At 60.7% G+C, this 14,495-nt stretch carries 9 protein-coding genes; 8 read left to right on the plus strand and 1 reads right to left on the minus strand.

Features of this window, described 5'->3' with window-relative positions:
* Window positions 1-37: 37 nt before the first annotated feature.
* Complete coding sequence (locus PLH32_07625; protein HQJ64465.1) at window positions 38-1,570, minus strand: aldehyde dehydrogenase family protein; 1,533 nt, start codon at window positions 1,568-1,570, stop codon at window positions 38-40.
* A 315-nt stretch (window positions 1,571-1,885) separates the two neighbouring features.
* On the opposite strand from PLH32_07625, the gene PLH32_07630 reads away from it, so the two are divergent.
* The 8 genes from PLH32_07630 (at window position 1,886) to PLH32_07665 (ending at window position 14,486) form a co-directional block, all read left to right on the plus strand.
* Window positions 1,886-2,878 carry a hypothetical protein gene (locus PLH32_07630; protein ID HQJ64466.1) on the plus strand — a complete coding sequence of 331 codons (993 nt, stop codon included), beginning with the start codon at window positions 1,886-1,888 and terminating at the stop codon, window positions 2,876-2,878.
* A 104-nt stretch (window positions 2,879-2,982) separates the two neighbouring features.
* Window positions 2,983-5,472: a carboxypeptidase regulatory-like domain-containing protein gene (locus PLH32_07635; protein HQJ64467.1), complete on the plus strand. Its 2,490-nt coding sequence runs from the start codon at window positions 2,983-2,985 to the stop codon at window positions 5,470-5,472.
* Between the two features lie 190 nt (window positions 5,473-5,662).
* A complete protein-coding gene (locus tag PLH32_07640; GenBank protein HQJ64468.1) occupies window positions 5,663-6,148 on the plus strand; it encodes a hypothetical protein in 486 nt (161 codons plus the stop codon).
* 16 nt (window positions 6,149-6,164) lie between these two features.
* Window positions 6,165-7,367 (plus strand): MFS transporter, encoded by a 1,203-nt coding sequence (locus PLH32_07645; protein HQJ64469.1) that lies wholly within the window; start codon window positions 6,165-6,167, stop codon window positions 7,365-7,367.
* Between the two features lies 1 nt (window position 7,368).
* A complete protein-coding gene (gene selA, locus PLH32_07650; protein ID HQJ64470.1) occupies window positions 7,369-8,796 on the plus strand; it encodes an L-seryl-tRNA(Sec) selenium transferase in 1,428 nt (475 codons plus the stop codon).
* Window positions 8,797-8,823: 27 nt separating this feature from the next.
* Window positions 8,824-9,435, plus strand: coding sequence for an L-threonylcarbamoyladenylate synthase (locus PLH32_07655; GenBank protein HQJ64471.1), 612 nt, complete (start codon window positions 8,824-8,826; stop codon window positions 9,433-9,435).
* A gap of 91 nt (window positions 9,436-9,526) precedes the next feature.
* Window positions 9,527-10,579, plus strand: a complete 1,053-nt coding sequence (locus PLH32_07660; protein HQJ64472.1) for a C40 family peptidase — start codon at window positions 9,527-9,529, stop codon at window positions 10,577-10,579.
* Window positions 10,580-11,054: 475 nt separating this feature from the next.
* Window positions 11,055-14,486, plus strand: a complete 3,432-nt coding sequence (locus PLH32_07665) for a FlgD immunoglobulin-like domain containing protein (protein ID HQJ64473.1) — start codon at window positions 11,055-11,057, stop codon at window positions 14,484-14,486.
* Window positions 14,487-14,495: the final 9 nt, after the last annotated feature.

Here is a 14,495-nt window from a genome sequence, read left to right on the forward strand (position 1 = left end):
TCGGAAGGCCTTTTTGTTGGGTTTCCATTGGCTCTCTCTAGATATCGAACTTGATGCCCTGGGCCAGTGGCAGTGCAGTGCTCCAGTTGATGGTATTGGTCTGGCGCCGCATATACCCTTTCCAGGCATCCGAGCCCGACTCGCGACCACCGCCGGTCTCCTTCTCGCCGCCGAAGGCGCCGCCGATCTCCGCGCCCGAGGTACCGATGTTGACATTGGCAATGCCACAGTCTGACCCCTCGTGCGAAAGGAAGAGTTCGGTCTCGCGCAGGTTGTTGCTGAAGATGGCCGACGAGAGGCCCTGCGGGACGGCGTTGTGCAGGGCGATCGCATTTTCGACCCCGCCGCTGTAGCGTATGAGGTAGAGAATCGGAGCAAAGGTCTCTTCCTGAACGATCGGCCAGTGGTTCTCGACCTCGGCGATCACCGGAGTGACGTAGCAGCCCGATTCATAACCGGCGCCCTTGAACACCTCACCACCGCACAGGATGGTGCCGCCCTGCTTCTTGATCTGTTCAAGCGCGGCAAGAAAGATCTCCACCGCCTCCTGGTCCACCAGCGGTCCCATATGATTCTTCTCATCCCGCGGGTCACCGATGCGCAGGCCGGCATACGCCTTGACCAGGCTCTCCTTGACCTTGGGATAGACCGATTCATGGATGATCAAACGGCGGGTCGTGGTGCAACGCTGTCCGGCGGTGCCCACCGAGCCGAAGACGACCGCGGGGATCGTCAGCTTGAGGTCGGCGTCCGGTGTGATGAGGATGGCGTTATTACCGCCGAGTTCGAGGATGGTGCGCCCGAGGCGCTTGCCGACCACCTCGGCGGCGTGCCTGCCGACTTTTGTCGATCCAGTGAGCGAGACCAACGGCACCCGCGGATCCTGGAGCATGCGCTCGCCGACCGCTGCGCCGCTGCCGATGATCAGGTTAAATATGCCCTCCGGCAGATCGTTATCCCGCAGGACATCATGGATCGCCTTCTGGACGGCGATGGCGGTCAGCGGCGTTTTGGAGGAGGGTTTCCAGACGATGACATCACCGCAAACCGCTGCCAGCATGGCATTCCAGGCCCAGACCGCGACCGGGAAATTAAAAGCGGTGACGACACCGACCACGCCGAGGGGATGGTACTGGTCGTACATGCGGTGGCGGCTGCGCTCTGAATGCATGGTAAAGCCGTAAAGTTGCCGTGATTGGCCGAGGGCGAAATCGCAGATGTCGATCATCTCCTGAACCTCGCCCCATCCCTCCTGCAGTGATTTGCCCATCTCGTAGGTGACCAGCTCGCCCAGAGGTTTTTTAAAGTCACGCAGCCGAACTCCGATCTGCCGCACGATCTCGCCCCGTTTGGGCGCCGGGACCATGCGCCAAACCTTGAAGGCCTCAACGGCTTGTGCCATCAGGACCTCATAGTCGGCCGCCGAAGCCCGGTAGACCGCGGCGATCTTGCGGCCATCCGCCGGCGAAAAGACCTCCAGCAACCCCTGATCGCGGCTTTCCAGCCATTTCCGCCCGGTGCAGGCGCCAAAATTGACTTGATCGATTCCCAGAGTTTTTAAAAAATCCATAGCCTTCTCCTCTAAAAGAGATCATCCATTAGCCGCAGGGCCGTAGGTTTCAACCTCACAATTTGCACATTTTTTCGAAAAAAGCAAATGGTTTCACGCGTCATAGCGGCCAAATGGCGCCGTCCCCATTGTACAATTTCGTACTTGCCCGCCGATACGGTGTACCTGCAGGTACAGTTCCTCGTGAGAGGGATACATATAAAAAAGTCTATCTCCCTGTTTTTATTAACAAATAGAGCTAGCTCGGCATCCTTGGCATTCCGGTTGCAACATGGTTCCTATCCGACGTCAACCGGTTCAGCCATGAAAGAGCCTATGAAAAAGAGTCTCCTGCTTCTCCTCCTTCTCCTCGGCGCCACCCTCTACGGACAACCCCGCCCGGATATGGCACGGCAAGAGGAGCGCAGCCGTTTTCTCGACCTGCTGCAACGCACGCGCACAACGGTAGCGGACTGCGATAATCCCGATGCGCGGCGGCTGTTGCGTCAAGCGGAGGAGAAGGCTGCTGCGATCCGGCCGATACGGCGGCGCGGAGAGCGGCAAGAGGCGCTCACTCTATATGCGGACGCGACCCGTCTTCTGCTGCGCGCCCTCGATCTTTGCTCAGCGGGTCGGCATTCCGCCGAGGACGTGGAAGCAGGCCAGGAGTATCACCGACTGCGCGAAGAGATCGCTGCGGCCCGCGAGACGACGCGAAACCGTCCCAGCCCCCTTCAACGTCCGATCCTCGGCAAAATCGACGCCCTTGACCGACAAACCCGGCAGGCCCTCGATGCCGGCCAGACGGGCATCGCCCGGCGTAAAATGGAATTGACCCGTATTCTCCTCAATCGGCTCATGCATCCGGGGCCTGGCGTGGAGGAGGCCCGCCGTGATTTGCAGGCGTTCCGGACGGAGATGGACAGGGTGCGCCGCTCCGGCGCCGGGTCTTCTCCACGCCGCGATGCCTTGCTGGCTGCGGCGGAAAATGAGGCTGCTGACGCCGGGTACTTTCTCGACCGCCGGCGGGTCCGTCCAGCGATGGCCGCCCTCGCCGCGGGACGACGCTTCATCGCCCTTGCTACGGCGGCCCAATCGCTGGAGGCCGGCGCCTCATTCTCTGCACTGCAAGCACAAGTCACTATGCTCGACGAAAAACTCGAAGCGCTCGAAGCGGAACAGAACGATGATCCCGATCAGCAGGATGATCTCCGGTGGTGCCGACGGGCCTGCGACAAAGCGCAGCAAGCCTTGGACCATCAGCAGCCCGAGCTGACCCGCGAATACCTGACGCTCGCCCGCGATCTGATGGCAGAACTGGATGAATGAAAGGAGGTGTAACGCCGCATGTGCAGGCCGTGCCCCACAGCCTGGCGCACGGCCCAAAAGAATCTAGCGAACATTTCTGCAACATTCGTTAAAAGGAGCATCGTATGCAAAGAAAAACCTTCTGGATATCGATATTACCCCTTCTTGCTCTCCTGATCGGAATGGCGTTCGCCGACCAGCCCGGCGATCATGACCGCGATTGGGGTAAATACTACGATACCCGCTCGGCCCTCAAGGGCTCCGTCCTCGATACGGCCTTCCAGCCGCTCGCCGGTGCCGTAGTCACCGTCAACCATGTCGGCCTGCCCGTCTTCTCAAAATCCGACACCAGTGACACCGCAGGCGCGTGGTTTGTCGGCGGGTTGATGCCCGGTTGGTATATCATCCAGGCGGTCAAAGAGGACTATCTGGCCCAGTATTACGACCACAGCGAGAGCCTGCTCAAAGCCAAGCCGGTCTCCCTCTCCCGGCAGGACACCCTTCGCGATTTGACCTTTAATCTGAGCCCCGGTGCGATCCTTTCCGGGACCATCTATCTCGCCGATGGGACGACCCCGCTTGCCGGGACGAAGGTAGCGGTCCTGAAGCTGCGCGATCTGCGTGACCAGGGCGTCCTTGCCACGGCGGTTTCCGGCGCCGACGGCCGTTACCGCATCGGCGGACTACCGACCGGTGCCTATCTGGTCAAAGCCACCCACGAGGGGTACCTCGAGGAATACTACCGTGAGGCTGGCAAGCGCTCCGGCGCCGATACCGTCACCGTGACCGCTCCCGAAGAAACCTCCGGCATCTCCTTCACGCTCGATCAGACCAGCGCCCTCACCGGCCTCATCACCGCCGAAAGCGGCGGCGCTCCGATCGCAAGAGCCTGGATCGTCGCTTACAGCCAGCTGACCTTCGGCGGCCGCCAGGTGATGCCGGCCGGCAGAGCCCGCAGCGATGACGCCGGACGCTATATCCTCGCTGTCAAGCCAGGAAACTATCTCGTCACCGCAGAGGCCACCGGGTATGCCGCCCAATGGTTCGACCATGTCGCCTCCGCCGACCAGGCGACTCCGGTCGAGGTCCTTAACGGCGCCCACAGCCGGGCCGATTTTGCCCTGAAAAGCTGGGGCGGCCTCTCCGGCAAAGTGACCGACGTCCGTACCGGAATGCCATTAGCCGGCGCCGCCATCCAGGCTTTCAATGAGGAAAAGGGCCTGGGCGCCAAACGCGCCTATGAGAGCATCAGCAAGGAAGACGGAACCTACACCTTTTCCGGACTGCCCACGGGCCGTTATATCATCACCGCCAGGGCCCAGGGCTACCTCAGGGAATACTGGCAAGAGGCCGATTCACTGCGCAACGCCACCATCGTCACCATGGAGGACGGCATCAGCCTCACCGGAATCGATTTTACCCTAAGCACCGGCGGAACCATCGCCGGACAGGTTACTGAAGCCGGTCAGCCGGTCGCCGATGCGCGGATCGAAGTCTCTTCCCTGAACGGCCGGATCAAAATAACCGGACGCAGCGATGCCTCAGGCCACTACGAGATCGGTGGGCTGCAACGCGGCACCTATCTGGTCAGCGCTGCACATGCCGGCTACGTCACACAATGGTACGACAGCGTCTTCACCCGCAAGGAGGCTACGCCGCTTCCGCTGCTCCCCACCCAGTCGCTGACTGACATTGACTTTGTGCTGGGCAAGGTGCCGCCGCTCCCGCGCAGCCTCTCCGGCCTGGTCGTGGACGACAGCACCGGATTGCCGGTCGCAAACGCCATGATCATGGCCGTGCCGATGCGCGCTTTCGGTCGGCTGCGCAAAGCCCTTTCCGCGGAAGACGGCACCTACCTCCTCTCCGGACTCGCTGCAGGCCCATACGTGCTGCTGATCGAAGCCCGCGGCTACCGGGGCGAGTTCTACAATGACGTGCGCTCGTGGAAGGACGCCACGCTGCTGGAGGTGGTCGAGGGCAAGGAATTGACCGGAATCGATATTGGACTCTGCCCGCAGGAGCCGGGCGCCTATCAGGTTGCCGGCAAGGTGATCGATAACGCCGGCGCGCCGGTTGAGGGGGCGCTGGTCACCCTCTCCGCTGCTGAGGGTGTGACCGCCAGCACAGTGACCGCCGAAGAGGGTGATTACAGCTTCGACAATGTGCCGGCAGACAGCTATGCCCTGGTGGCCTCAGCGGCTGGTTACGTGGATTCCACCCCCGCCTCCCAGCCGCTCGCTGTGGGGGGCAAGATCAATATCTACAACCTTAACCTGCTGGTCTCGAGCCAGACCACCGGTGTGCAGGAAAATCCGGCACTGCCGGTTACAACCTCCCTGGGACAGAATTACCCCAATCCCTTCAATCCCTCCACCCGCATCGATTTCACGCTCGCCCGGGGCGGCAGGGTGCGCCTGACCCTCTATGACATGCTCGGGCGTGAGGTCAAACGGCTCGTCGACGGCACGCTGTCTGCTGGCAGCCACCAGATCCTCTGGGATGGCACCGGCCGGAACGGAGTCAAGATGGCCTCCGGTATCTATTTCTATCGTCTCGAGGTAGAGGGTGCTGCCGAAACCTTCAACCAGATGCGCCGGATGGTGTTGATCAAATAGGTCCCGGGATTTCTTCCTATTTCTCACCAGAGAGGTGCGGAATGGCTGCCGCACCTCTTTTTTTATGTCCCGCGGTGGCCGGCCCGGCCCAAAACGCAAACCCTGCAATCCCGTTTGGAATTGACGATTAAATGTTGTACATTTACAAGATAACGGATCCCTTACACCCTGTTTATTTCGAGGTGACACTATGGCCAAACAGCCGCGCATCTCTCCGGGCGTCGGACTTATTCTGCTCTTCATCGGAATCACCGCGTTGATCGTCAAGTCGGGGCATGGTTCGCTCTTTCGCGCTCTCCTTGGCGCCCTCTTCTTCCTGCTTGTAGCGGCCTATTTTGCCATCCGATCCTTTACGCGCGAGGAAAACTGGTGGCTGGTGCTGCCAGCCGGGCTCTGCTTCACCGTGGCGCTGATTTCGGCGCTTCAGCCTTTTTCCTTGTTGAAACCGGGCCTCTTCTGGGTCGTTTTCCTGTGCGGCATCGCTTTGACGCTCTTTCTCTACGATCAATACCGTCCCTTCACCAGGAACACGCGCTGGGCACGGCAGGGTGGTTTTCTTTGCGCCGGCCTGGCCCTGTTTCAGTATCTCAAAACATTGCACTTCATGGATCCACTGCTTCTGGCTGCGTTGTTTTTGCTGTTGGGCGGCGTCTGGCTGCTGCTCAATAAGCACTGATCCGGATACCGCTGCTGTGACCGATACCAAGCCGATAGATCGCGCCGGGACGCCGCAAAACCGGCGTACCATTCTTCTCCTCTCCCTGGGTCACTTCGCCAACGACGCCTACCCGGGTTTCCTTGCACCTCTGCAGCCGCTGCTGATGCAGCAGGCCCATTACGGCCTGACCCTGGCGGGGGTGCTGACCTCGATCGCCTCGATCTCCGGATCGATCATGCAGCCTTTTTTCGGACTCTGGTCGGACCGGATGCGCCGCCCGTGGCTGGTAATCGGCGGACCACTGGTCACCGCCCTCCTTTTCGGCACAATCGGCTGGTGGCACAGCTGGTATGCCCTGGCTGCAATCATTCTGATCGGCGGGCTCGGGAGCGCCGCCTTTCATCCCCAGGCTGCAGCGCTCTCGGGCAAGGCGGGGCAGAGACGCAGCGGCCTGGCCATGTCGCTTTTCGTCACCGGCGGCAACGCCGGCCATGCCTTGGGCCCACTGATCATCCTCAGCGTCGTCTCTCTCTGGGGGCTGCATTCCAGCATGGTCACCGCCGTGCTCGGCGTCGCCGTCGCTTTCCTGCTCTGGAAGCAGCTGCCACCGCACATCGATCCGGGAGCGGCAGAAGGCCGCAATCCCGTGCCCTGGTCCAGGGAGGAACGGCGCCGGCTGGGCAGCCTGGTGCTGATCTGGCTGGTTGTGGTCTTGCGTTCCTTCATCGTCAGCGGCTTCATGACCTTCTGTCCGATCTATCTGACCAGCAAAGGCTATTCGATTCTGACGGCTGGCGGCGCCAATACCCTCTTTGAGATCAGCGGTGCGTTCGGAAGCATTCTCGGCGGAGCCCTTTCTGACCGTATCGGCCGCAAGGAAGTGATTGTCCTTTCGATGGCCGGAGCGTTTCCCGCCTTCTGGCTCTTTCTGCACGGCGGCAGCCTCATCGCGCCGGTGATGCTCGCCCTGGCTGGATTTTTTATCTATTCCTCAATTTCAGTCAATATTGTCATGGGTCAGGCGCTCTTTCCCCGGCAGGCTGGAGCCATCTCGTCCCTGATGATGGGGATGGGGTGGGGACTCGGTGGTCTCGCCGTCACCCCTCTGGGCGCCATGGCGGAGCGATACGGTGTCGGCGCCGCCCTCAACGCTCTGATTTTTGTTACCCTGGCCGGGCTTCTGGCGGCGCTTCTCATCCGGCCAGGCCAACCCACGGTAAAGCAACAGGAGGCCTGAATTGAGCCATGCCCTTTTGCGCCGACTGCCCTCCGTGGAGACGGCATCCAACCATCCGGAAATCCTCTCCCTCATCCGGCGCTATTCCGCTCCCCTGATCCGGGACGTGCTGCGCCACGAACTGGAGGGGATGCGTCAGCGCCTTGCCGGAGAAACGGCGGAGAGCCCGGAACGCGAGGCACTGTTGGAAGAGTTAGTGAACCGCACCCGGAAGCGTATCGCCCTGCTCTTTGCCAGCCCGCTGCGGCCGGTCCTCAACGCCACCGGTATCGTGCTGCACACCGGACTCGGCCGGGCGCCCCTCGCCGCGGCCGCGCGCGAAGCCATCGCCCGTGTAACGGCCGGCTATTGCAGTCTGGAACTCGAACTGGAGAGCGGCCGGCGCGGTGAGCGCAACACGATCGTCAGCGGCCTGCTTTGCGCCCTCTGTGGCGCGGAAGCGGCTGTGGTCGCCAACAACAATGCTGCAGCGGTTCTTTTGGCCTTGAATACCCTCTGCCAGGGGCGGGAAGCGATCATCTCGCGCGGCCAGCTCATCGAGATCGGCGGGAGCTTCCGTCTGCCGGATGTGATGGAAAAAAGCGGTGCCCGGATGCGGGAGATTGGCACGACCAACCGGACCCGGCTGCAGGATTATGAGCACGCCATCAGCGAGGCGACCGGCGCCATCGTCATCGCCCACACCTCCAACTACCGGGTGGTCGGCTTCACCGCGGAACCGGAGCTGGCCGAGATCGTCGACCTCGCCCACCGCCACGCTGTACCGGTGATCCACGACCTCGGCGGCGGCGTGCTGGTGGATTTACGCCTCTTCGGCCTGCCCTATGAACCCCTGGTGCCCGAGAGCCTGGCGGCCGGCGTCGATGTGGTCACCTTCAGCGGCGACAAGGTGCTGGGGGGACCGCAGTCCGGCCTGATCGCCGGCAAAGCCGGGTACATCCAGCGCATCCACGACAATCCCCTGATGCGCGCCCTGCGTTGCGACAAGATGGTGTTTGCCGCCCTCGAGGCGACCCTGCGACTCTACTTCGAGGAGAGCAGTCTCCTTCATAACCACCCCACACTGGCGATGTTGTGCGAACCCGAAGCGTCTGTCCGGCTGCGTGCGGATGGGTTGCGCCAGGCCGTGAGCAGGGAACTGGAGACGCTCTTCACCATCACCTTACAGCCAAGCCTCGCCCAGGCGGGCAGCGGCACGCTCCCGCTGGAAAAGATCCCAAGCCAGGCCCTGGTGCTGAAGCCCCACGATGGCCGGGTCGACCACTGGGCGGCGCGTCTGCGCACCGGCGATCCCGCCGTGGTCGGCTACATTCAGGACGAGGCGATCTGGCTCGACCTGCGCACCATCCGCGAGAGCGAAACGGCAGCACTGGCCGCCGCCCTAAACGCCCTGGCCGGACTCCCCCGCAGCGGGCAGCAGGCCGGATGAGGTCACTTTTGATAAGCGAGAACGCCCATGTTGCGACTGGAAATCTCCCCCGACTATCCCTCCGAGCGGCGGATACAGCAGGCCATCGCCGCGCTCCGCGACGGCGAGCTGGTCATCTATCCGACCGATACGGTCTATGGCCTCGGCTGCAATCTGCTCAATAAAAAGGGCGTGGAGCGGATTTACCAACTCAAGGGTAACGACAAGCGCAAGCTGCTCAGTTTCATCTGCCCGGACCTGAAAGAGATCGCCCAGTACGCCCTGGTCTCCACACCCGCCTACAAGATCATGAAGCGCCTTACGCCCGGGCCCTACACCTTTTTGCTCGAGGCAAGCCGCCTTGTGCCTAAAATCCTGCTGGAACGGCGTAAAACCGTAGGCATCCGCGTCCCGGATCACCCCATCAGCCAGCGGTTGCTGCAAGGGCTCGGCGCCCCGATCATCTCCACGAGTGCGACGCTGCCGGGTCAGCCTTATCTGACGGATATCGATGAAATCAGTGAAATATTTCAGCATTATGTTGATGTTTTGATTGACAGTGGTCCAGGATCATCCGAGCCTTCAAGTATCATAGACCTGAGCGGCGAACACCCGGTGGTGGTTCGTGCCGGCAAGGGTGACCTCTCCCTCTTCACCTGATGACCTCTTAACCGGTGAAAAAATGAAATCTCCTCTCATTGTACTCGCCTCTCTTATTGCCCTTTCCGTTTCGGCCCAGGAACCCGGGCCCGTGCCCGCTGAGATCCAGAATCTAATCACCCGGACCGGCGAGAGGTTGGCGCCGGATGCCCGGCTGGCGATTTATAGTGTTACCGCCGAGATGCACGGCGATACCCTGGTCGTCTGCGGGGAGACCAGCGTCGCAGCCGCGCGCGATTCACTGCAGGCAGCACTCGGACGCAGCGGCTTCACCCCGCAGCGCTGCAGCGTGACGCTGCTGCCTCAGGCCGGACCGGAGAGCCGCTGTACCGGCGTCATCACCGTCAGCACCGCACTGCTGCGGCGCGGCCCGTCGGAAAAGGAAGAGATCATCGATCAGGGGCTTTTGGGTGAACCCCTCACTATCCTCAAGGATACCAACTATTTCGATCTGGTCCAGCTTGCCGACGGCTATATCGGCTACATGGACGGCGGCTCGGTGGCGGCAATGACCCGGCAGGAGTTGGCCGCCTGGCAAGAGCGGCCCAAGGTCATCTACTGGAAAAAATGGGGCGAAATCCACAGCGAAAAACGGGCAGCCAGTTTCCCAGTTTCCGATATCGTGCTCGGCACCAGCGTCGCCCTGGTCCGGAAAGAGGGCAAATGGCTACGGGTTGTGCTCCCGGACGGCCGCGAGGGCTATCTGCATCGCGACGAGGTCATTTCAGCCGAACGCTTCAACCACCAGCCCAAACCCAAACCCGAGGAATTGGTCGAGACCGCCCGCCAATTCACGGGCTATCCCTACCTCTGGGGCGGCCGTTCCACCAAAGGCTTCGACTGTTCCGGCCTGACTGGGACGGTCTACAAGCTGCACGGCATTTCGCTTCCGCGCGACGCCAACATGCAGGTTCACGCCGGCCGGGAGGTGCTCTGGGATTCGACCTACGCCGCATTGCAGCCGGGAGACCTGCTCTTTTTTGGCCGCAGCATCAAACACATCTCCCACGTGGGCATGTACCTCGGAAACGGCAAATTCATCCACGCCGGCGACCTGGTTTTGATCAACAGCCTGAATCCCGGGGACCCCGGTTTCAGTCCGCGGCGTGCCCAGGACCTGCGTGCTGTCCGCCGAATACTGTAAAAAAATTACACTATCGCTTGCTTTTTCGGGATAAATACATTAAATTGAACCATAGTCCGGCCTTTTTGGCGGAAAACCATCAGTAATAACACTCTGCATCGCGACCACCTGTAATCCGGCACGCCCCCAACGACGCATCGGATCAATCTCCCAGCATCCTTGCCCGGCACTCTGTTCTTCCAGCACACTTGACCAACTGTGATGCATATCACGATATTTTTGGCTGTATTTCGTAATTTATTTGGGTATTATTTTTATTTCATTTGAATTTATTCCGCAAGCATAGAGGTTTATCGTACTTTAGGGTAGAACATTTTTAGAACTCCTGTCCACTGCAAACTCGACAAAGGAGGTGAAAAAAAGCCCGAAATGCTGCACTGATTCTGTTCCAAGTCGATTCATGCCGTGGCAGCGATCCGAAAAACCTGCTCTCGCTGGGCGGCATGATGAATCATCTTTTTCTTAGGAGAATCACATGAAAAAATCGTTATGGTACCTCTTGGGCGTCATGCTCCTGGTCCCGGTCGCGTTGCTCGCCGCCGGACAGGCAGGCTCGATGCTCATCTTTGATGGCACCAATGACGCCGGGCTTGTGGTTGACAATCCCCTGCTGGACAACCTGACCGGCAATTATACCATCGAGGCCTGGTTCAAGGCGACCGGCTATACGAACAACGACCGGATTCTCGATCGCAATGGTGTTTTCGCGTTGGCGCTCGGCCCGAACAATACCATCCAGTTTCTCCGCCCGAGTAGTCCCGAACTGGCTTCACCCAACAACACCGTGACCGCCGGCTGGCACCACGTGGCCGTGCGCGTCCAGACTGTTGGCGTCAACTATGTTGGTACTCTTTTCTTCGACGGCAATCCGGTCGCCACGCTCAATCACCCCAGCCTGCTACTGCCGGCCAGCTCCCAGCCGGTCTATATCGGCAACCGCACCGGCTTTGATCGTCCGCTCAATGGCTCGCTCGATGAAATCCGTATCTGGTCGGTCGCGCGTACCGATGCCGAAATCAAGAGCAGCCGTGCGCTGCCCCTGACCGGTGCGGAAGCCGGCTTGCTGGCCTATTACAAGCTGGATGAAGGCGCCGGCCAGACCGCGGGCGATGCAACCGTCAACAACCTGGATGCCGGCCTCGGCTCCGATCCCTTGCTTGCCGATGTCAACGATCCCGTCTGGGCGGCTTCGACTGCTCCCATCGGTATGAACCTGCTGGCTCCCAACAGCGGCACCCTGGCCGCCGGCACACCGCTTAATGTCACCTGGGCGGTCAATCCCGAGCTGCCCACGGTGCACATCCTCTTCAGCTTTGATGGCGGCGTAAAATGGTATTTGCTGGCCGCCAACGTGCCGAACAACGGCACCTATGCCACGGTGGTCCCCGGCTATCCAACCACCCAACTGCGCTATCGCGTTTCGAGCCCGCTCGACGGCACCCTTTATGACGACAGCGACGCCAATATCACCGTCGACATGACGGGATTTGTCCCCAGCTCGATCACCAAGGAGGGTGAAGAGGCGACCCTCGCCAGTAATATGTACGTCGGCGTCGACGGCCGCGCCTTCGGCTGCAAGTTCATCTTCTCCTCCCGCGATGTCAGCAGCAAGCCGGGCATCGGCACCATCAACTTTACGGTGGCGAACCCTGGTCTCTATGTGATCTGGGCGCGCGCGCTCGGCGCCGGCAGCACCCGTAATTCCTGGCTAGTGAAGGTCGACGGCGGCAGCGAGTACGTCTGGGACACCAACAAGGGTTATAAATGGACCTGGGACCGTATCAGCGACCGCGGCACCACCGGTGTCCCGAATGTTTCGGCGCAGTTGGACCCGGTCTACTTCTATCTCACCGCTGGGAACCACACCATCCAGTTCCGCGGCAAGGAACACTACACGCGTCTGGACCGCTTTGTGGTGACCAATAATCTCACGCCGGACTGGTGGGGCGGCGATCCCACAAAAATGATCCACATCACAGCACCTCCCGAAGAGAGCCATGCCGATATCGTGCGCAATACCCCGTATGAGATCAAATGGATTTCTTCCAATATCTCGAGCAAGGTGACCATCGAGTTCCAGAAGCATGACACCGACACCGACTGGATTCTGATCGCCAAGAATACCCCGAATGACGGCTCGTATATCTGGACGGCTCCGGATGAACTCCTCGACAAGGCCCACATCCGCATCTCGGAGGAGGATGGCGAATGCCCGGTGGACCAGACCTGGGAAACCGTGCGCATCATCAACCCGCCGCCTGAAATTCTCGTCACCAAGCCGAACGGCGGGGAGACCTTCTACTTCGGCGACAAGACCAATATTACCTGGATCAACAAGAACTATTCCGGCGCGGTGAATGTGCTTTACAGCATCGACAACGGCAAAGCCTGGGTCGGCCTCGCATCCAACCTCACCAATACCGGCACCTATGAATGGACCCTTCCCCAGGTCGATTCCGACTCCTGCCTGGTGAAGGTGGTGGACAAGGCCACCGGAATCCCGGTGGACGTCAGCGACAAGGTTTTCACCATCAAGAAGAGCCATCCTCTGCCGGGCGGCATCACCGTCAGCGAGCCCAATGGCGGCGAGCAGTGGGAAGTCGGCAGCACGCATGCGATCACTTGGACGGTCGAGAATTTCGACAGTCCAGTGAACATTCTGCTCTCCATTGACAACGGCGCAAACTGGTCGACCCTGGCCAACAACATCGCCGCGCTGGGCGTATACGAGTGGACTGTGCCCAACACCCTCTCAACGCAGTGCCTGATCAAGGTCGCCGAAGCCACCACCGGCACCCCGGTCGACCTGAGCGACAAGGTCTTCTCGATCGTCGCGGCCGGATCGATCGTTCCGGCGGCCAACTATGCCCTCTCCTTCGACGGCATCAATGACCTGGTGACGGTCCCGAATGCGCCCTCGCTCAACATCAGCGGCGCCTTCACCATTGAATTCTGGATGAAGACCGATCAGCCCGCGCAGAGCTGGCGGCGTATCCTCGAAAAAGGCTCCTATGATGAATATTATATCTCCTTCTATGGAGCCACCAACCGGATGTGCGGAGCGGTACGCACCTCGATCCCGGGCGGCACGCGCATGACCAACCTCCTCGGCCCGTCCACGGCCCTGGTGACCAGCAATACCTGGCTGCACGTGGCCGGCACCTTCGACGGCACCACAGCCAAGATGTACATCAACGGCGTGCTGCAGTCGACCCGGACCGGCACCGCCGCGCCGCGCAATCTGCTGAGTGACCTGATCATCGGCGCCGCCAAGCATGGCGATATCTACGAATATCACTTCCGCGGCGTCCTCGATGATCTCCAGCTCTGGAACATCGCTCGCAGCGAAACCGAAATCAAGGCGACGATGTTCTCGAACCTCAGCGGCACTGAGGCGGGTCTGGCGGCCTATTATCCCTTCAACGAGGGCTCCGGTCAGGTCGTCTATGATCTCACCCCGAACAACAACGACGGCCGTATGGGCAAACTGGCGGAAGTCGATGAGTCGGATCCGACCTTTGTGCTCAGCGACCGGCCGACCGCGCTCGCCAGCCTGGCGGCGCTGCCTGTGGCCGCCCTCCTGGCTGAGGAAGAGGCTGAGTTGATGGTCGTTCCGGAGCAGTTCGCGCTGCTACAGAACTATCCGAATCCCTTCAACGCCGGCACAACCATCACCTATGAGGTGCCGACTTTGAGCAATGAGCAGATCCAGGTCCGGCTGGATATCTTCGATCTCCAAGGACGGACAATCCGCACGCTGGTCAATGGTCCCGCCCAGCCGGGACAGCATCAGGTCCACTGGGACGGTGCCAATGACGACGGACTGACGGCTTCTTCGGGCGTCTATTTCTTCCGTCTGCACGCCGGCAGCTTTGTCGAGACCAAACGGATGATCATGCTCAAGTAGCCCGATCAC

Source organism: bacterium (assembly GCA_035419245.1).
In the GTDB taxonomy this organism is placed as follows: domain Bacteria; phylum Zhuqueibacterota; class Zhuqueibacteria; order Residuimicrobiales; family Residuimicrobiaceae; genus JAKPUX01.